18 protein-coding genes, 2 tRNA genes and 1 pseudogene are annotated in these 20,564 nt (G+C 36.2%); 8 read left to right on the forward strand and 13 right to left on the reverse strand.

Features of this window, described 5'->3' with window-relative positions; translation table 11 throughout:
- Position 1: 1 nt before the first annotated feature.
- Together HW423_RS03900 and HW423_RS03905 are read right to left on the reverse strand one after the other, a co-directional pair.
- Positions 2–928: a homoserine O-succinyltransferase gene (locus HW423_RS03900; protein WP_218930641.1), complete on the reverse strand. Its 927-nt coding sequence runs from the start codon at positions 926–928 to the stop codon at positions 2–4.
- 412 nt (positions 929–1,340) lie between these two features.
- The gene (locus HW423_RS03905; protein ID WP_218930642.1) at positions 1,341–1,898 is read right to left on the reverse strand and encodes a GNAT family N-acetyltransferase; all 558 of its coding nucleotides are present in this window, start codon (positions 1,896–1,898) and stop codon (positions 1,341–1,343) included.
- Positions 1,899–2,250: 352 nt separating this feature from the next.
- Between HW423_RS03905 and HW423_RS03910 the strand changes: the two genes are divergently transcribed.
- From HW423_RS03910 to HW423_RS03925, 4 genes are all read left to right on the forward strand, one after another.
- The gene (locus tag HW423_RS03910; protein ID WP_218930643.1) at positions 2,251–2,574 is read left to right on the forward strand and encodes a rhodanese-like domain-containing protein; all 324 of its coding nucleotides are present in this window, start codon (positions 2,251–2,253) and stop codon (positions 2,572–2,574) included.
- Between the two features lie 169 nt (positions 2,575–2,743).
- Positions 2,744–4,021 carry a M20/M25/M40 family metallo-hydrolase gene (locus tag HW423_RS03915; RefSeq protein ID WP_218930644.1) on the forward strand — a complete coding sequence of 426 codons (1,278 nt, stop codon included), beginning with the start codon at positions 2,744–2,746 and terminating at the stop codon, positions 4,019–4,021.
- Positions 4,011–4,820 carry a DUF3100 domain-containing protein gene (locus HW423_RS03920; RefSeq protein ID WP_218930645.1) on the forward strand — a complete coding sequence of 270 codons (810 nt, stop codon included), beginning with the start codon at positions 4,011–4,013 and terminating at the stop codon, positions 4,818–4,820. The genes HW423_RS03915 and HW423_RS03920 overlap by 11 nt, the downstream gene beginning before the upstream one ends.
- A complete protein-coding gene (locus HW423_RS03925) occupies positions 4,810–5,298 on the forward strand; it encodes a hypothetical protein (protein ID WP_218930646.1) in 489 nt (162 codons plus the stop codon). Before HW423_RS03920 ends, HW423_RS03925 begins: the two co-directional genes overlap by 11 nt.
- A gap of 50 nt (positions 5,299–5,348) precedes the next feature.
- Here HW423_RS03925 and HW423_RS03930 read toward each other — a convergent pair whose 3' ends face one another.
- From HW423_RS03930 to HW423_RS03960, 7 genes are all read right to left on the reverse strand, one after another.
- A complete protein-coding gene (locus HW423_RS03930) occupies positions 5,349–6,362 on the reverse strand; it encodes a CehA/McbA family metallohydrolase (RefSeq protein ID WP_218930647.1) in 1,014 nt (337 codons plus the stop codon).
- Positions 6,359–6,808 (reverse strand): hypothetical protein, encoded by a 450-nt coding sequence (locus HW423_RS03935; RefSeq protein WP_218930648.1) that lies wholly within the window; start codon positions 6,806–6,808, stop codon positions 6,359–6,361. The genes HW423_RS03930 and HW423_RS03935 overlap by 4 nt, the downstream gene beginning before the upstream one ends.
- A gap of 83 nt (positions 6,809–6,891) precedes the next feature.
- The gene (locus HW423_RS03940; protein ID WP_218930649.1) at positions 6,892–7,548 is read right to left on the reverse strand and encodes a glycerophosphodiester phosphodiesterase; all 657 of its coding nucleotides are present in this window, start codon (positions 7,546–7,548) and stop codon (positions 6,892–6,894) included.
- Complete coding sequence (locus HW423_RS03945; RefSeq protein ID WP_218930650.1) at positions 7,533–8,372, reverse strand: ABC transporter permease; 840 nt, start codon at positions 8,370–8,372, stop codon at positions 7,533–7,535. The genes HW423_RS03940 and HW423_RS03945 overlap by 16 nt, the downstream gene beginning before the upstream one ends.
- Before the next feature lie 11 nt (positions 8,373–8,383).
- Positions 8,384–9,355, reverse strand: a complete 972-nt coding sequence (locus HW423_RS03950; RefSeq protein ID WP_218930651.1) for an ABC transporter ATP-binding protein — start codon at positions 9,353–9,355, stop codon at positions 8,384–8,386.
- A gap of 11 nt (positions 9,356–9,366) precedes the next feature.
- On the reverse strand, positions 9,367–10,197 hold the full coding sequence (locus HW423_RS03955; protein ID WP_218930652.1) for an ABC transporter permease: 831 nt from the start codon (positions 10,195–10,197) through the stop codon (positions 9,367–9,369).
- A gap of 82 nt (positions 10,198–10,279) precedes the next feature.
- Complete coding sequence (locus tag HW423_RS03960) at positions 10,280–11,422, reverse strand: extracellular solute-binding protein (protein WP_218930690.1); 1,143 nt, start codon at positions 11,420–11,422, stop codon at positions 10,280–10,282.
- A 296-nt stretch (positions 11,423–11,718) separates the two neighbouring features.
- On the opposite strand from HW423_RS03960, the gene brnQ reads away from it, so the two are divergent.
- Positions 11,719–13,077, forward strand: a complete 1,359-nt coding sequence (brnQ, locus tag HW423_RS03965; RefSeq protein WP_218930653.1) for a branched-chain amino acid transport system II carrier protein — start codon at positions 11,719–11,721, stop codon at positions 13,075–13,077.
- Positions 13,078–13,152: 75 nt separating this feature from the next.
- Here brnQ and HW423_RS03970 read toward each other — a convergent pair whose 3' ends face one another.
- On the reverse strand, positions 13,153–13,908 hold the full coding sequence (locus HW423_RS03970; RefSeq protein WP_218930654.1) for a hypothetical protein: 756 nt from the start codon (positions 13,906–13,908) through the stop codon (positions 13,153–13,155).
- Between the two features lie 137 nt (positions 13,909–14,045).
- Between HW423_RS03970 and HW423_RS03975 the strand changes: the two are divergent.
- Positions 14,046–14,504, forward strand: a pseudogene (locus HW423_RS03975) (M24 family metallopeptidase); the annotation flags it as partial.
- A 53-nt stretch (positions 14,505–14,557) separates the two neighbouring features.
- Here HW423_RS03975 and HW423_RS03980 read toward each other — a convergent pair.
- From HW423_RS03980 to HW423_RS03990, 3 genes are all read right to left on the reverse strand, one after another.
- Positions 14,558–15,202, reverse strand: a complete 645-nt coding sequence (locus HW423_RS03980) for a DUF937 domain-containing protein (protein WP_218930655.1) — start codon at positions 15,200–15,202, stop codon at positions 14,558–14,560.
- Between the two features lie 153 nt (positions 15,203–15,355).
- Positions 15,356–15,428 (reverse strand) — tRNA-Thr (locus HW423_RS03985).
- A 41-nt stretch (positions 15,429–15,469) separates the two neighbouring features.
- Positions 15,470–15,542 (reverse strand) — tRNA-Lys (locus HW423_RS03990).
- Between the two features lie 157 nt (positions 15,543–15,699).
- Here HW423_RS03990 and HW423_RS03995 point away from each other — a divergent pair.
- Together HW423_RS03995 and HW423_RS04000 are read left to right on the forward strand one after the other, a co-directional pair.
- Positions 15,700–17,457 (forward strand): DUF2207 domain-containing protein, encoded by a 1,758-nt coding sequence (locus HW423_RS03995; protein WP_218930656.1) that lies wholly within the window; start codon positions 15,700–15,702, stop codon positions 17,455–17,457.
- A gap of 209 nt (positions 17,458–17,666) precedes the next feature.
- Positions 17,667–20,564 carry an insulinase family protein gene (locus HW423_RS04000; RefSeq protein WP_218930657.1) on the forward strand — a complete coding sequence of 966 codons (2,898 nt, stop codon included), beginning with the start codon at positions 17,667–17,669 and terminating at the stop codon, positions 20,562–20,564.

Consider the following 20,564-nt stretch of genomic DNA (forward strand, 5'->3'; position numbering starts at 1 on the left):
TTTATTTATCCTCCTTTAAAATATCTTTCAAATTATAATAGGTATGTTGGTAAACCTCATTAAGCCAATTATTGTATAGAAGAAAGGCATTGCTTTTCCACGTAAATTTTGGCGTTTTCGAATCATCGTCTCCTGGATAATAATTTTCTGGTAGAGCTATTTTACTTCCTGCCTCTTTATCGCGTTGATATTCCTGATGTAATGTTTCTCGGTCATATTCCAAGTGCCCTAATAAAAATATGTCTAGATTGTCGGTTGTTGTAATAATATCTGGTCCAAATTCTGGATGTTTTGTTGTGATTCTCAAATCTTTTTGAGCTTGTATAGTCTCGATAGAAATTGAAGTATGGCGTGATTGTGGCACTTGATATGTGTCGTTAAAACCACGAAGTAAGGGCTGATCTGCTTCTAATACGTCATATTCATAAATACCAAATAACTTTTGTTCAAGCTTATAATTGTCGATGCCGTAAAAATAATTTAAGGCATATTGAGCCCCCCAACAAATAAATAATCGGGAGAAGGCATTTTTTTGAGACCAATCTAATATTGTCTTCAGCTCATCAATATAATTGACTTCATTGTATTCAAATTGCTCTACAGGAGCACCTGTAATAATAAGTCCATCATATTGTTGGTCTTTAATTTCATCAAAGGTTTTGTAATATTGATTTAAGTGACTGATCGGTGTATTGGACGCTTCGTAAGTTGCTGTATACATTAAATCTACTTCTATTTGAAGCGGTGTATTACCTAATAATCGCAATAACTGCAGTTCTGTCGTTTCTTTTTTAGGCATGAGATTGAGAATGAGTATTTTAAGGGGACGAATGTCTTGAGTACGTGCCGTGCTCTCATCCATTGTCACTATTTGTTCTCTCTTTAATTCTTTGCATATGGGTAATCCTTCAACAATTTTAATTGGCATACTCAACTTCCTTTCTTTTTTTAAATAAAAAAATCGCCCCTAATCAACTCTCTGATTAGGGACGACAATATCGTGTTACCACCCAAATTTACACTTATCTCACAATAAGTGCCTTAATACGTCTATATAAACGTTGGCAAGGTATCGGTTGCTACCGTTAGAAAAGCTTTCACTTAGCTAATACTCAGAGTTCATCTTCACAAATTTTTTCTGTGACTTTCACACCAACCGGGCTCTCTTAAACAAAGTCAATTTGCTACTCTTCTCTTCGTCGATTTTTATCATTAAATTCTCATCTTTAATTAACATTTTAACGAAGTCTTTAATTAAAGTCAACTCAATACTGGTTTTAAGAATATTCATTAATACATTTTTTATTAAATGCTGACGATATTTTTTATGATACGTTCTACTATATATCTTCTTTTAAAATGGCGTACTGGGCTGTATCAATAATTCCTGTATTATTTAAACTGCCTTGGCGATGGATTCCCTCGAATTGTAAACCAGCCTTCAGCATGACTTTTCCTGAAGCTGGATTGGCCACATCGTGCCTAGCAATGACACGGTTAAAGCCTGCTTCTTTTAATAAATATTTAGTTACAGCCTTCATCGCTTCGCTCATGTAACCTTGCCCCCAATACTTTGGACTTAAGACGTAACCAATCTCGCATGCATCTATTTTTTCTAAATCATGAGGAATGCTAGCAGTAATGTCTCCCAGCGCTTCACCTGGTTGTTCCTTTAAAGTAATTGCCCACTTATATTGAGATAAGTCACCATATCCTTCTACCCATGTATCAAGAATCGCTTCAGTAACTGAAACATCCTGGTGGCTCGGCCAAGTTAAGTATTTAGTTGCTAGATCATCACTTGCATAGTTAGTATAAACAGCTTGAGTATCTGCTTTTGTAAATCGTCTGAGTAAAAGTCGATCCGTTTCTATTTCTTTTGTTCCTATATGGTGCATTTTTTCATCTCCTCTAGCCAAATCATGTGCGCTCTTCGTTTGGAAGCGCATTGAGTGGTGTTTCTTAGGTTATATATTAGCAAATTTATTATGAAACGCCTAGTTATCGGGTGGAGTTGGGTGGTTCGGAGCGTCGTGCGGCGTCGCGACGTACCGCATTTTGATTTGCGGAGTGTCGTGGGCAGTCTCGACGTACCGCAAGCCGATTTACGGAGTGTCGAGCCACTCCATGACGCTCCTTAAGGTTAGATTTTCAAAACATCATTCCTAAAGAATTCTTAAATTGTTATTTCAATGAGTATATGCTAGCATTTAATGTATTAACTTGAACATATGGAGGCATTTTATAACAATGCATAGTAATATTGATATCGCTTCGTTTTATAATAAAGCGCAGGCTGAATCGTTAATTATTTTAGACGTTCGTAATACAGATGAGCATGAAATCGAACGTGTTCCTAATTCTGTAAATATTCCTCTAGATTATTTACCTAAGCATACGGAAGCTTTGAAGGAAGATGAAACTTATTATGTCATCTGTAAAAGTGGTAAACGGTCAGAAAAAGCCTGCCAATTCTTAAGTGAACATGGTTTTAAAACAGTGCGTGTTGAAGGTGGTATTCAAAGTTGGCCAGGAGAGCTTGAGCAATCGAATGATTTTACGGCTTTACTTTAATCACATTTATATAAACTTAATCACTCTACCAAATTCGGTAGAGTTTTTTTGTTGTTTAAAAATAAACGAACATTTCTGATGATAAGCAGTTTAATGTTTGTGATTTATATAAATATTCGCTTCTTTATGGTATATTCATTTGGTAAATATTTTATAAGGAGTTTTATCATTGAATTATTTCAAAGAAAATTTTAAAAAGATGAAAGCTATCTCAGACGACATCTTTACTCATCCAGAATTAGGTTATAAAGAATTCCGGACTAAGAAAACGGTGGAAGACTTTATTACTGAGACAAATCCAGATCAAGTGATTGAGTATTTTTCAACGACAGGTATGCGCGTTGATTTAAATCACCAACAGGATATAACAGTGGCATTCATTGCAGAATTGGATGCGGTTCGTGTTCCGAGTCACTTCCAAGCTGATTCGCAGTCAGGAGCGGCGCATGCATGTGGTCACTTTACTCAAGTGACAACTGCTTTATCACTCTATGGTTACTTAACAGAAGGTGAACGTTACAAAGATTTTGACTTTAATATTGCCTTTGTCTTCGTTCCTGCGGAAGAATTTATTGATTTAGAATACCGCCAACAATTAATCGACGAAGGGACGATCACTTATTTGGGTGGAAAACCTGAAGCAATGAAGTTGGGCATCTTTGATGATGTTGACTTTGCGATGTGTGTGCACACTATTGGTGGCGAAGAAGAGAAAACAGTTGAAATCAATTGTGATTTAGCTGGATTCTTATATAAACATTATAATTTCAAAGGTAAAGCAACACATGCTGGCTGGGACCCATTCAGTGGAATCAATGCTTACAGCATGTCGACCTTATTCAATACTGGTTTAGGCTTAATGCGCCAACAATTACGCGAGGATCTATACGTACGTATTAACCCGGTCATTGATCATGGAAGCTTCTCGACGAATGTAATTCCGAATCAAGTACAAGTTGGAACGGATTTACGCACGATCTCAGTTGATTATATGAAAACCGTAGCAGAACGCATGGATAAAGTGGCTAAAGGGAGCGCTTATTCATTGGAAGGTGACGTTGAGATACAAACTCAGATGGGTTACTTGCCATTTGTACAAGATCGTTATTTATCAACCTTCGTTGCGGAAGCGTTCAAAGAACAAGATACGATTACAAAATGGATTGACGACCGCGGTGCCGTTGCTGCTGCTGGAGATATTGGCGATTTATCATTTATGATGCCTAGTATTCAAATTAGTTACGGTGGTTTCGCTGGTGTCATTCATGGTGATGATCTACGCATGGTTGATGACGAATTTGTTCTTCAAGAATTTCCAGAATTTTTAATTAGTGTCTTAAATAAAATGAACGGCCGTATCGATAAAAACCTACTATACAGCCGTTCTTATAAAGAATATGAAAGCTATATCCAAGCTATCACTCAAGGAGAATCGAATGAAAAATAAGAAACATTTACTTTACTTAATTTGCTTTGCTTTTGTTGTTATTTTCTTAGCTGAAATAATTGGTTTCCAAAGTATTAGCTTTGGTTCATTTTCTGTATCCATTTTACCACTTGTTTTTGCGGTCTTTTTCGGGATGATTTTTGCTGTTCCAGCTTTTCGAAAAGGGATTTTCAAAAAAGTATATAGTGTTGAAAATGTGCAATTCGCATCAAAAAACCTTTTATTCATTATGTTGCCACTAATGGCTTATTACGGCGCAAGTGTTGCCCCTCAAATTACTGAAATTCTTTCTGTTGGTTGGGTGTTCCTATTCCAAGAAGTCGGGAACTTAGGTACGATTTTATTCGCTCTACCTATTGCATTAATGTTAGGACTTAAACGTACAGCGATCGGTGCTACGCTTGGGTTAAGCCGTGAAGGGGAATTAGCTTATATTACTGAAAAATACACGCTCGAGTCAGCCGAAGGCCGTGGAGTTCTTTCAATGTACTTAATCGGAACATTATTCGGTTCTGTTTTCTTTAGTTTATTTGCACCATTGTTACTAAACTTTGGTTTTGATGTTCGTGCGTTAGGTATGGCTGCAGGAATGGGTTCTGCTTCAATGATGACAGCGGCTGCTTCAGCTGTTGCCGCACTTCGTCCGGAAAGTGAAGAAATCATCTTAGCTTATGCCTCTGCTAGTCAATTGTTAACCAGTTTCTTAGGAACTTACACAATGGTCTTCTTAGCCATCCCACTACAACGCTTTATGTATAACACTTTAACTAGAGGAGATAACTACGATCATGGAAAATAATAAAAGTTTAAATAAATATGTTCACTTTGGACTCGTTATTGTCTTAAGTTTAGTATTTATCTTATTTACACAACAAGTAAAATTATGGAAAAATCCTGACTCAACGCCTATTCAAGCACTCACTTTTGTCGGACTTGGTTTCTTATGGCTGTTCAGTATGTTAGGTATTTGGATCTCTGATCTAACGAAAAAAATCAAAATTCAGTTCATTCAAGACTTCCCGATCTTAGGTTGGGTATCGATTGTTTCAATTGTCTTTTGTTTAATGAGTAACTTTATTGTTGAAGCGATACTGGCAGTTGATTTCTTATCGATCACAACACCAGTATTGGCTTTTGCAGGTATCTCGGTCGCAAATCAATTAGTTGATTTAACTAAGACATCTTGGAAAATATTAATCGTAGCGATTTTTGTCTTCTCAGGTGCTTACTTATTAACAACGATCGTGGCACAATTTGGGCTAACATTAGCTGGATAAATATTTTTACAAAACCCGTCATGAGCGTTTTACGTTCATGACGGGTTTCTTTATTTTCTAAGATAAATTGGGTTTCCGACGACTATCAGTGTATCTTTTGTCCCTCTAAAATCCCCACGTATTTCAAACCGGAAGTAACCCGGTTCAATAGCGTCAGGTAAAGTACAGTTCCAAGACATTTCTTGGCTCACATCTTGTACTTCTTCACTTTGGTAAATTAACTGATCATTATTCCAAAGAGTTAAAGAACAATTCTCCACCGAAAATGCTTTTAAAGCCTCCAACTCCGTTGGTTTTAACGTAACTGATACTAAACCAGACTCAAGCATTGAATGGTGCACTCTATCCCCCATTAAAAACAATAAATTCTTGTTCTCAATATTAAATTGAACCACAGGACCTAATGTCACATAATAGCGACCGTTGCGAAGTGCATCTTTAAAATTGCTTTGTGTTAACTTTTCTTCAGTCAATTCTAAATAAGTCACACCCATATTCGCATCATCAGTATCTGGGCGATGCCAATCGCGTCCAGCTGAGCACGAAATTTCATAACCTTTAGTCAGTTTGTCTAACCAAAATTCATATGAAAGAATCGATTCAGATTTCTCTTGAGGTTGATTGCTGTTCCAAATTTCGATGTAATTGACGTGATTATAATCTTGAACTTGATAATCCCAATGACACCCCGTACAAATCGGACTTCCCATATCAAACGGGTGAGCAATACCGATTAAGCCGTTTGCAACTTGGACTTCTGCCATGTATTTATCAATGGTATTCGGTGTTGCCTCACGCCAATCAACATCGTAATCCGCATCATGAACTAACATATGACCAAAGTAAGTTGTCCATTCAATCCCGTGTAATGTAACTAGTTCTCTGTCCTTAACAGCCGGCACTGCAGGCATCTCTAAGTAACCTGCTGATGTGTTATGATCGGTTAGAATAAGCCCTTTATACCCAAAAGATACCGCAGATTCAACTAATTCCTTTACCGTAAATTGACCATCACTGTGAATGGTATGTGAGTGAACTTCGACTGGAAATTGGTATGCTATCATTTTATCGCCTCAATTCGGATATTTGCCTCAACTTCTTTACTCGCAATACAATGACAATTTAACTGTAATTCCCAATCAGCAGGTTCAACTTCTACAGGCCAAAATCCAAAACTGGCTGTTTCATTATTAATTGTAATTTCTTGATCATTGCTTTTATTGTGATGTGCTCCTAAGTACTTGCCATTCTTTGATAATGATAACGTGATTAAGTTATCAATCGGTAAATGGTCATATGCTAAGCGCTTTGCACTCGCAAAATCAGCTTGGTCGTATTTTCTTAAGGCATCTTCAACTTGCCTTCTGGCAACATCGTCCTTGCTTTTATCCGGATTGTAGCTGAAATGAATGATTAATTCTGAGTATTTATTTCTAATTTCAAAAGGGATTTTTACATTGGTTTGTGTATCATACTCACCTAATCTTAAATCTAATTCAAAAATGCTCATAGTGTCCTCCTTAGAATGAAGTAATAATAAAAGAAACTGCAACCTTAGTTCCAGCTCCTTTCTCGATACTCTGTTGAATTAGCTTACTTCTTATTTAAATATTGTAGAGCGACTCGAGTAGTCACATTAAAACAACCTAGTTTAAAAAAGTCATCAATTAAATCTTCTTCGTTTACTGTCCATACTGAAAGTTTCATTCCAAATTTTTTGACAACATCTACTATCTCTTGATTTACTAGACCATAGAATGATTGAATAATTGTTATACCATTCTTTCTTAATTTATCTAATACTATTTCTAAATCATATAGACTAGTATTTTCATCAAATGGTAAACTATTGTCTATATTATAAAATAATTGATTTCTATGTGTTTCATCATAATCTTCGATATTCAAGCTTCCTGAAAGAACAATTCGATGAGCTAAACTATATTTCTTAGCAAGCGAAATTGCTAGTGGGCCAATGTTATTATTTTTGCAGTCAATATTCATAATAATAGTTTGATTACTTGAATCACTCATCAATTTGAATACATCGTCTAATCCTAAACAATTCCGAGTATCTTCAACCTCATCGTGACTCAGATAAATACGTTGATTATCACTGATTTGACAATCAATTTCAAAGGCTTCAATACCTGATTCAAGCATAGCCACTATAAATTCTCGACTATTATCTATATAACCATCACTTCCTGAATGTGCTGTAATCAATTTATCTTTTACCCCTTTTCCCAACCTTCTTCTCGTAAATTTGACGCTATATATGCTACCGCAGCAAAGGAACATAGGACAAACATTATAACAGATAAAGCAGCTGCTCTTTCGTAGTCCATGTAACTATTAAATTGGTCATATAGCACTACACCTAACATTTTCGGATGATTTCCACCCATTAGGAACGGAGTTGTAAATGATCCAATGTTTCCCATAAAGACAAATGTCATTGACATGAACATGTCTTTGTATGTAATAGGTAATAACAGTTTTGTCAGTACTTGAAAGTTATTGCCACCGACATCTTTTAGACTATCAACATGGGAATCTTTAACGTTAGACAGGGCAGAAAGTAGTATTAATGTTGAGAATGGTATATTAAACCATAAGTTCATCAATACAATTCCTTCCATTTCATACATCCAACCTAGACTTAAATCATAACCAAAAAAATTTGCAATTCTGGATAATACTCCCGCATCTCGAATCATCAAAATCATACTGTAAACTGCCACTAAACCTGGTACAAAACGGGGAATCAAAACTAGCCATCCTATCCATCCTGCAACTTTTGATTTAGAAAATCTTAGAAAAATCGCCAAAGCATAACTCACTATAAAGGTAAGTACTACTGTTACAAGAACAATGACTAAAGTATATAATATATTTTCTTTTTGAACTTCATCCGTAAAAAAATATAAGTAGTTTTCAAAAGTAAAAGAGCCATCATCTGGATGTTCAAAACTTTGAAAAATTGAATTTATCATTGGAACTATGACAAATAGAACTACTATTATAAATGATGGAGCAACCAATAGATAAGGGAACCATTTTTTATCACTCATTGTCTTCCCCCTTACATCTCTGCATAAACTTGTTGCTTAGTAATATTAAAGCTAACTTTATCATCGATATTATATTTTGATACTTCAGATCTAGCAATATACGCTTGTAATTCTTTGTTATTATACAAATCTAAAGTAATTATTGCGTAGTGACCAATCAACATGATTTCTTTAATTGTCGCTTTATATTCATAATCATTTTCATTTCCAATTGAAATATCTTCTGGTCGTGTAGCAATAACTGAACCGTCATCATTTTCACTGAAATTCATCGTCCCAATAAATGATGCCACATATTTAGATGCAGGTTTATCATAAATTTCATGCGGTGTTCCAACTTGTGCAATAACACCTTTATCCATAACAACAATACGATCTGAAATTGACATAGCTTCTTCTTGGTCATGCGTTACAAATACAATTGTTAAATCTAAATTTTGTTTTATGCGCTTAATTTCTGAACGCATTTCTTGACGAATTTTTGCATCTAGTGCAGAGAATGGCTCATCAAGTAATAATACTTCCGGTCTAAGTAGTAAACTACGTGCAATAGCAACACGTTGTTGTTGCCCACCTGATAATTGATTTGGGAACTTTTTCTCTACTCCCGGCATTCTAACTAATGATAAAATCTCAGTGATTTGTTTTTTTATCTCTTTCTTATTGATTTTTCTTAATTTTAAACCAAAGGCTAAGTTTTCATATACAGTCATATGTGGCCATAAATTATAACTTTGGAATACCATTCCAGTTGGTCTATTTTCTGGCGATAAATCTGTCACATTATTATTATCGATAATAATCTCACCAGCAGTCGCTTTATTAAAACCACCTATTGCTCTCAATATTGTTGTTTTTCCACAACCTGAAGGGCCTAAAAGTGTTAGGATTTCACCCTGGTTAATTGATAAATCAACATTTTTTACACCATCTCCATTATCATAAATAACGCTTAAATCATTAATTTTTACTTTCTCTACCATTCAAATCTCTCCTATTTAAGTTTAAATCCTTGTCCTAGTGCATCTGCGCTTAAGTATTTTCTAAACATCCCTATTATTATTACTGAAGGTACCATTAATATTAGGGAGAATACCGCTCCAGCAGTAAGTGGATAATCTAAAATAACACCGTACATAGCTGTGGACATCGTATTAATATCAGGGAAACCAACTAATAATGTCCCTTGTGCCTCTTCCATAGACCCTAAGAAAGTATACACTGAAGCCACTGCAATCCCTGGCATTGCTAAAGGAAGTGATATTTTTCGAAATACTGTAAATGGTGATGCTCCTACATCTCTTGCAGCTTCTTCTTGTTGTTTATGAATTGCTCTAAATGATCCAGCTGGAAGCCAAATCATAAACATTAAAGTATTGATAAGATGAACAATGATTACTCCAGGCAATGTTCCCATTAGGTCTAAACGATAAAAAATAATTGCCATTGCTACATAAATTCCCATTTTAGGGAATGCATTTGAAATTAAGAAAGTTAGCATAAAAAACTTTTTCCCAAAAAAGTTATATCTTGCTATAGCATATGCTGCTGGAATACAAACAAGCAATGAAATAATAGTTGTTAAAGCAGCTACACCAAATGATGCAAATATAGAACTCACTAATTGATCTTGTTCAAAAATAAATTCCCACCATCGAAAACCAAATTCTTGTGGAATGACATCTGGGAATCGGTATGTGTTTGCAAAAGCAATCATAATATTATTAACTAACGGTGTATAAAAGAATAAAAGAAAAATACTGAAGACCACAAAATTCCAAAATTTATGGGCGCCGACAGCATGATAAAATCTTTTCGGTGACATGAATCAATTTCCTCCTTGAATAAAATAAATTATGCGTATCAAATAGATACGCATAATAGACTCTCTTTAAGTTAAACGAATATTATTCTAGCGTTCCAATCTCGTTATCCCAACGTTCATTTAATTGACCGCCAAGTTCACCTAAACTTGTACGACGGAAATTTGATACATCTAATTCTTCTAATAATTCAGCATTTGGACTTTCAAATCCTGAAGAATCTACTAAAGGAATAGCTGCCATGTCATCTAATAAGATTTGTTGAGCTTCTTCACTTAACATGAAGTTTATAAATGCATGAGCACCTTCTTGTTGTGATCCTATTTGAGGTACTGCATATACCATTAAGCTACCTGTAAATGAAGGGTCAATTTGAGTAATTTTTGTTGTCTCTGGTAAAATTCCTTGATTAATTTGCGAGATAATTTGATCTGCCCAAGCTGGAATCATATCTACTTGTTGGTCAATCAATAAATCAATTGTCCCTTGGTTTTTGTTAGGGTAGATTGTTGATCCACCTGATTGATACAATGACGGGTGTAATTCTTCTAACAGTGCAAATCCTTCATCCCATTGTTCTGCATTCGCAGGGTCGCTCGAAGTCAATGCTTCTTCATCTAAGAAATTATATACAGCAGTTGTTACGAATGAGCTTCCTGCTCCTCCAGAACCTGGAGTGTTATAAGAAAAACGTCCTGGGTTTTCTTGAATCCAAGTGTATAATTCTTCTGCTGTTGTTGGTACACTTTCAACACGTTCTTCATCATACGCTAAAACTACTGTCGTTCCACGGAAAGGCATCAAAAATTCCTGACCTTCAGCTACTTCAGCATTGATATTCTCAAGATTTGGGATTTGAGCCGTATCTAATGGGACAAACATTTCTTCTGCAGATAATTCTGCTGTATAAGACACATACTCATCTGCACCCATCTCGATAATGTCATAATCTGTATTTGTTTCACCTGCTAAAGTTGCTGCTACTAATCTATCTCTTAATCCTTGTGCTCCAGAACCTGATAAGATAAATTGTACTTCTAAATCATATTGCTCACCATAAGAAGAATTATCAAACGCTTCTTCAAGTGATTCATACACTTGTCGAACGTTATCTGATCCTCCAGCCCATAATGTGATTGTTTCTTTATCTTGTGCTGAAACAGTTGTTGTTGCCAATGATCCTACTAATGCTGCGATTCCTGCAACTCCTACTATCTTTTTAAGCATTTTTTTCAATTCAATTTCCCCCTGTTTTTCATTAGTTGTTTAACCATAATTGAGATTACCATACGCTTGTAAATTTAATATCAAATTTAAGTAAAGTTTGTGTAAATTCCATGACGCCTAATATTAACTTTATGTAAATAAAACTAAATTGCCCACCTAATATTCGGCTAATTGTATCCATAATAAGCGCTTTTATATAAAACTCTGTTTCACCTTTTAAAAAAACTATTGAAATATCTTCTTAATCCCATTACACTAGATTTTTATAAAACTATAACAATAGAAGTAGGTATATTATGAAACAACCTAAGTTAACACTTTCATTTAGGGAAACACTTGTTGTTGCTTCCTTATTATTTGGACTTTTCTTTGGGGCAGGAAATGTAATCTTTCCGGTTTCCCTTGGTCAAGCGGCAGGCGGATCAGTCTGGCCTGCAATCCTAGGCTTTAACATAACAGCTGTAGGTCTTCCTTTATTAGCAGTGATTTCTATGGGATTATCTCAAAGTGAGTCCGTGATTGATATGTCACAAAAAATATCTAAAGGGTACAGTTATTTCTTTACTGTTGCTTTATATTTGACCATCGGCCCATTTTTTGCGACACCACGTTTAGCTACTGTGTCTTATGAAGTCGGACTGTCTACCTTAATTCCTCAAGAATTTAATACTCTATCTTTATTTATATATTCATTGATTTTTTATTCAATTGTTTTATATTTCTCATTACGTCCTAGTGGGATTTTAGATTGGATTGGACGATACTTGAATCCACTTTTCTTAGTTTTACTAACAATTATTCTCATTAGAGCCTTTACTTCCGGTGATCCTTTAATTGGAGGTGCAGCCTCAGTCGAAACTTATCAAACTGTTCCTTTTTCAACGGGACTGCTTGAAGGTTACAATACGATGGATGGTTTAGCTGGTTTAGCTTTTGGAATTATAATTATTAAATCCATTCGTCAAATTGGAGTTACGGAACCGACCCGTTTAGCTTCTGAGACTGTTAAAAGTGGGATTTTTAGTTTAGCGGTCATGGCTTTAATTTATCTTTGCCTAGCGCTCTTAGGGACTCAAAGTCTTAATTTTGCGGAAGTTGCTCCTAATGGTGGAGTGGCGATGTCAATAATTACTCAACATTACTTTGGTCTGTTTGGCCAAATTCTACTTGCAGGTGTGATGGCTGTGGCGTGTTTGAAGACGGCGATTGGACTGGTTGTTGCTTTAGCGGAAACCTTTGCGGACTTGTTCCCGAGCTTTGTTACTCAACGGGTTTGGACAATCATTGCGACACTGATGGCCTTTTTAGTGGCAAATATTGGCTTAGATTTAATCATCTCGTATTCAACACCTGTCTTGATGTTGCTTTACCCATTAGCCATTACTTTAATCCTTTTACATCTACTCGAGCCCGTAATTAAAAGCCAGACAATCTACCGTAGTGTCACATTCTTTACATTACTTGCGGCGCTGTTTGATATGGCGGCTGCCTTACCACAGCCTTTATATCAATGGTTCCAAGCAGATATGTTTGTCAATTTTGCAAACTCATTCTTGCCTTTCTTTAGTATTGGCTTTGGTTGGGTCGTCCCTGCTTTAATTGGCTTTATTGTCGGTTTAATCCTTACGAAGATGCAACCACAACCAAATTATTAGTTCATACACAAAGAAACCCCGTCTATACCGTCATTTTCGCGGTATAAACGGGGTTAAATTTTTGTCTATAGATAACTATTTTTCGGTCGGTTCTGAAATTGAACCTGTCATAACGACTGCTTGCATTGGATCAATGTGTTTCACTTGATAAACTACATTGTCTTCTTGCCAAACAACCGTATTATCTTCGTACGTCTCGCCTTCTGCTGGGCTTAATCTCACTTGCCCTACGCTCGAAGGTTCAGGTAAGTAGACTTCTTCAAGATATTTAACAACCGATTCTGCTAAAGGTACTGGATCTTCTTCATTCATATTATTCGCTTGAATTAACAGACTCCAATTGCCTTCTTGCCAGTTTAAATACGTTGAACCGGCTGCACCTTGCAAGTAGCCCGTAATATCATAACCTAAATCAACTTCGTCCCCTTGTAAATCTAAGACTTGATTGACTGCTTCAATGGCTGCTTCTTCTGTTTGATAGGTCGTTTTAGTTAAAGATGCTATCGGTGTTAAACGATTGACTGCAGGGTCATTCACTTCGAAGGGTGTGTCTTCTGCATAATAAAAAATATTGAAGTTATCTTGATCATCTACACCTGTCGTGGCAGCAGTAATGTACTCAGGTAAATCAGTTGTCAGCACATAAGTTGGCAACGTATCTTCAGGATACATCTCAGCTAAGGTTGACACAACTGATTGCGTATGTTCTTTTGGCGTTTCTGACTCAGCCATAACTATTTGTTCCGTTATACCATATTCCGTATTAGGCATAATTATGTGTGGGAGTGTCAATGCTGTTACTATTACAACAGATTTAATTAATCGTTTCATCAGCTTTCGCCTCCTTTAAATTCATTTTACTCCTTCTATTAACAAAGTACTATTGATAACCACTCGTACCTATCTATTTTCTATACTAATTCATGATTGTATAGGCTATAGTTACAAAGATTTTTAGCAAATAAATTACTTGTATTAGTGTTAATGATGAAATATGTCATGGTTTTCCTTTAGATTACATTCTTCAAAATGGGGATGTCGTCAAAATCGACTTCTGTGTTGATCTAAATAGAGTAATTTCAGATAGTTGTTGGAAACAGACTGGGAGATATGAGCCATGCGATTCAAACACATGAGGAGTCACATGGTTATGGTGTGGTCAGTGATTTCTTTGCTCATGGTATTGGACCTTCGATTCACGAAGAACCAAACTTTCCGCATTATGGATTACCAAGACGTGGCTTACGCCTCAAAGAAGGTATGATATTACTATTGAACCTAAGATTACAACTGGTACATGGCAGGTTAAGACGGTCTCTAACGGTTGGACTGCACGTACCCGATATGGGAGCTACTGTGCTCAATATGAGCATTCTATTGCAATTACAAAAGATCGTCCTGTCATTATGACACTCCAAACAAATTAAAAAAGCATTGAATTTGCTCTTCTATTAGAGTGAATTCAATGCTTTTAATAATTTTATTTGAACATATCCAAGACGTTGTCTAATAAACCATCATCCTCTTGTTTTGTATCCGTTGTACCTTTAGACGAATCGTTACCGAATAAGCCACCTAATATTCCACCCATATCGAAAGAATTTGAATTATTTTTACTATAATTTTTAACCGAATTAGATAGTTGTCCTAGAATGCTTCCTGTTTCTTGTTGAACACCCGTGTTATCTAAGTTCTTTTCCTTTTTACGGTCAGCAAAATATTTCATCACGATGGGTGCTAAAAGCACTAAAACTTTTTTCACATCTGAAGATGACAAACCAACTGTATTTGAGATGCGGTTTGTTACCCCGTCTTTGTTTCCGAAAATATGACCTAAGATATTGTCCCCATCTTGTGGATCTACTTCACTCGACAATTGCTTAATTGATTGATACTGGTCGACATCTTCATGTTGTTTTAAGGCAGAGTTAAAATCTTCATTTCCGGCTTTGTCATTCGTATTGCGATTGATTCCATGAAGAATCGCTGGCAGTCCTAAAGCAGCTACCTTCCTAAAGTCAGATGTACTTAATCCTGCACGATTTGCCAATGTTTCTTGCTCTTCACTTTGATCATTTGAGACAAACATATCAAACAAATTTGTAGCTTGATTGAATAAACCCATATCCATTCTCCTCTTATATTAATTTGACTTAATTATATGACAAAACTACGATTGAAGCTAATATATTACACTATGACACTAGAATCTCCACTCAAAATAACTGAAGACACAAAAAAAGCACATTCCTACCGAAGTAAAAATGTGCTTAAAGTATGCCGGCTAAAGGAGTTGAACCCTCGACCCTCTGATTACAAATCAGATGCTCTACCAACTGAGCTAAGCCGGCTTGTTCTTTATTAACTAATCACTATTATGATGAGATTAGTATGACCCGCGCAGGAATCGAACCTGCGACCCACTGATTAAAAGTCAGTTGCTCTACCGACTGAGCTAGCGAGTCGTTTTGACGACCTATATATAATACGATATTTCCATACCTTTTGTCAACACTTTTTAAAAAGTTTTTTTATTATTTTTCAAAAACGCGCTGGTTATTGTTATGTCGGGCTTTTGATATATGGTAAACTGAATATACAAACAAAAGGATGTGAAAAAATATGAGACGTATTTTATTTACTCTTAGTATTATACTCGCTACTGCCCTCACTTTGCAAGGGGAAAAAGTATTTGCCGATAATAAAATTCATTCCATTGATATTTCAGTGGAACTTCAAGAAGATGGATCAGCAATTGTTGAAGAAACTCGTAACATGACTGCTGATGATGGGACTGAATTATATATTGAGTTGAACAACTTACAAGATTCAGAAGTATCGAATTTTTCAGTGGAAGGTTTTAACTTTAATCCTGTTTGGGATTCAGATCAATCTTTAGAAGAAAAAGAAGGATACTACGGTATCATTCGCGATGACGATGATGCAGAGCTCGTATGGGGTATGGGTGAGCACGGGGATAAAACTTATCAACTAACTTATACGTTGTCGAATGTCGTCCGGAATTTAAATGACGGGCAAGGCTTACTATGGAACTTTGATACATTCCTAGGTATTCCAACAGAGGATTTAACTTTAACGATTGATTCTACAGTCGGCTTATCTAAGGATAATACAAACTTCTGGGGCTACGGCTTTGATGGTGATATCCAGATGCAAGGGGAGCAAATTGTTTGGACTTCAGAAGAATCACTTGATGATAGAAACAATGTCACGGTCTTGCTGCAGTTTCCTTCGGATTTATTTAATACTAGCGCAAGTGTAGATATGACGCTTGAAGAACAAAGAGAGATGGCCAACGAAGGATCCTCTTATAATACTTCGTCTTCAAATAATAGTTGGATTTTTTGGCTCGTACTAGGACTTACACTTATTCCAGGTTTGGTTATCTCCATCGCAGTGACGGCATATTACCTCAAAGTTCGAAAATTAAAACGCGAGAACAATGCGATGGTTACCGGAGCAGAACGAATAAAAATGAATAAAGGTAAAACAACCGATGTGGTTCCTGAATACGGTGATGACATTGCTAATATCGCATTCTTACTCCAAGAACTTCAAGCAGGTTACTTTGAAGATTTCTTTGCTGCATACTTAACTAAATGGCTAAGTGAAGACCGCATTAAAATTGAAACTTTTAAGACTGATAAATTTTTCGGTGATAAATATACAACCTATATTCATGTTAAAGATATTGATCAACAACAACCGGCGATGGCTTTTGACGAATGGGTTGAGGAGAACCCTGAAGATTCTACGATTGAGGAGGGCATGTGGATCATGTTACTCGATGCTTCGGATTCTCATGGTGAAATTGATTCCACAGTTATGATGAAATGGGCAAAAGAACATGCGGACGAAGTAACAAAATTCGAACTCATTCTTACAGCGCGTTCAATAGAATATCTAGAAGATGCTGGGTATCTCAATGTTGTTGAAGACAAAGTTTGGAAGCAAACAATCACAATTCCTCAATCAACACCCAAAGGTGAAGAGTTATTCAATCACATTACACAATATGTCGCTTATTTAGATGATGTTGAGGTTGATCATGTTCAAGAAGATAAACAGTTATCTAGTATTTTAGTTTGGGCGCTGATTGGTGGCACTGCAACAAAGATTGCGAAACAATACGAAGATATTCTTCCAATGAAAAAAGCTTATGACGACAGCAGCACGACTTATACACCGACTCATTACTGGCATAGTACGATGCATTTCCGTCAAAATTGGTCTACAGGGCTTTCTAGTGGTGGCTTTAATTCAGTCGTCGCTGGTGGAGGCAGTGGCGGTTCTGGTGGTGCGACATCTTCAGGTGGCGGTGGCGGTGCCGGAGGAGGCGGCGGTGGCGGTGCAAGATAGCATTAATCATAGTATCGTCTCCCAACTGACTTCTTTACACCAAGAATATTCAACAATTTTGGTAAATTGACCAGAATGTTGAATATCTTTTTATTTTTGCATTTTCCTGAGGGGTTTCTTTTGTCTTAAAAGGCCCCTTTCCTTGTATTAAGTATCAATTCCAGATAAAATATGCTAATAGCATAATAAATTTTACAATGGAGGATTGTATGACTTTTAAATTAATCGAAACCAAAGAATTAAACGATATTCATTCAATTGGTAAGTTATATGAGCATGAAGAAACTGGTGCTCAAGTATTACACTTAGATAATGATGACACAAATAAAGCATTCACAATTGCTTTCAAAACACCCCCTTACGATGATAATGGGATTGCCCACATCTTAGAACACTCGGTCTTAAATGGCTCAAAGAAATTCCCATCGAAAGAGCCTTTTGTTGAACTAATCAAAGGTTCTTTAAACACCTTTGTTAATGCGATGACTTTCTCGGATAAGACAATTTATCCCGTCGCATCAACTAATCAAAAAGATTTTTCGAATTTGATGAGCGTTTATTTAGATGCGGTCTTCCAACCACTGATTTACTCAAATCCACAAATTCTTGAACAAGAGGGTTGGCATTATCATTTAGAAAATGCTGAAGATGATTTAATCTACAAGGGTGTTGTTTATAATGAGATGAAAGGTGCGACAGCCTCACCTGACAGCCAATTGTATACAGCTATTCAAAAGTATTTATACAAAGGAACACCGTATGAATTCGAATCAGGTGGATTACCATCTAACATTCCGTCTTTAACACAAGAAGCTTTTCTTGATTTCCATGAGAAACACTACCATCCAAGTAGCTCATTAACGATTCTGTACGGAGATTTAGATACGGATCACGCTTTTGACTTACTTGCTTCTTACTTTGATGGCAAAGGTCAATTGGATGAGCCAGCCGTTGATTTAACTTTTGAAGCAACTCAACCTGTGGAAGAAGATGTTGAATTAACCTATTCAATTACAGACGGCGATGACCCGGATCAAAAAGATTACTTGGCGATTGCTTGGCATACCGCAACAGCTTCAGATTCCTTAGAACAACACGGTTTACGTGTGTTAGCTGAGATTTTATTTGGTAATAATCAAGCGCCTTTAAAGAAAGCCTTACTCGAAGCTGAAATTGGCGGGAACATTAATGGTGATTTCTTCCAAGTCGGCTATCCTGCCGTCTTCTCAATCGATGCAAAATATAGTGACAAAAACAATATGGACCGCTTTAAAGAAGTGGTTGAGTCCACTTTAACAGACATCGTTAAAGATGGTATCTCAAAAGAATTAATTCAAGCGGCCTTAAACAAAATCACTTTCCGCTTAAAAGAATCTGCCATCTCGGAAAGTAATCCACGCGGCGTTCTTTATGCGATTAGTTCATTAAACACATGGTTATATGATTTATCTCCCTTCGATTCACTGGAATTCTCAGATAAACTTGATTTATTAGCAAAATTATCTGAAGAAGGTTACTTTGAACAATTGATTCAAGATAAATTATTGAATAACACTAGACGTGTGAACATCGTATTAAAAGCTGAACCTGGAAAAAATGATGCTATTGAAAAAGAAACATTCAAAGCTTTACAAGAGTACAAAGCAAGCCTTTCTGACCAAGAAATTGATACATTAGTTGAGCAAACACAAGCGCTCATCGCTCGTCAAGAGGCTCCAGATAAAGCAGAGGATTTAGCGGCAATTCCGACATTAGATAAAGAAGATTTATCCACTGAAACAGAAGATTATCCTTTAACTGAAAGTACTTTATTCGAAGGAACAACACTGTATCACGCGGACCAATTTACTTCTGGAATTGATTACCTTGATCTATATCTTGATGTGTCTGACTTTGAAGCGGAAGATTACTTATTATTAAGTTATTTAAGCCAATTATTAGGTGACTTACCGACTGAAAATTATTCTGTTGCAGAATTGCAAACGCAAATTGACTTACACACGGGTGGTATTCACGGTGGCGTCGTAGTTTACGAAACAGTGACTGGTGAAGCAAAACCTTACTTTACATTACGAGGTAAATCACTGGAAACATCATTCACTAAATTAGTTGAGTTAATTAAAGAAATTATGACAGGAACTCAGTTTACTGACCGAACTGAATTATTAAATATCACTCAACGTCATGTGTCTGATTTTGAAGATGATATTAACTCCGCTGCTCATGTGATCGCTGCTTCACGTGCCTTAAGCCAAGTGAAACCTGTCAGCAAATTAGGGGAATTAATTAACGGGATTGATCAATTTAATTTCACGAAAGAGCTTTTAAAACAAATTAAAGCCAATGATATGAGTGACTTAAGTGAAAAACTTCAAAATATGTTAGAACGTTTATTAAATAAACAACGTATTCATGCACTTTATATTGGTGAAGAAAATCGTTTAGAAGACGTGAAAACAACCTTTACCGAAGCTTTTGCTTCATTAAGAAGTGACGCTTTAGGTGCTGCTGTGACGTATGAAGCCGGCGAGAAAAAGAATGAAGCCTTTATTACTGCTCAAGATGTAAACTATGTAGGTTTAGCCTCAGACGCGACTAATGAATTGACTTACTCTGGATCTTCACTCGTCTTATCTACTTTCTTACGTTACGATTACTTATGGAATAATATTCGAGTTAAAGGTGGCGCATACGGTTCGATGTTCCGTCACAACTTAAATGGTGATTTCCAATTAAGTTCATACCGCGACCCTAATATTAAGAAGACAATCCAAACGTATCAAGGGATTCCAGATTTTATTGAAACCTTGCAACTTGATGACGCCAGCTTATTAAAAGCAATCATTGGTACATTAAGTAATTTAGACCAACCATTGTCTGCTTATCACAAAGGAAAGCGTGCATTCTCTCGTCACCAAGTGGGCCGTACGACAGCTGATGTGATTCAACTTAAGGAAGAAGTTTTAGCTACAACTGAAGCAAGCTTAACTGTCTTAAGTGAAGGATTCCGCTCAGTGATTGATAAAGGGGCGATTGCCGTGATTGGTAATAAAGCCCAAATTGAACAAGAACGCGAAAACTTCGATGACATTCACGAACTTTATTAA

Origin of the sequence: Ruoffia halotolerans, assembly GCF_014049385.1 — a bacterium.
Lineage (GTDB): Bacteria > Bacillota > Bacilli > Lactobacillales > Aerococcaceae > Ruoffia > Ruoffia halotolerans.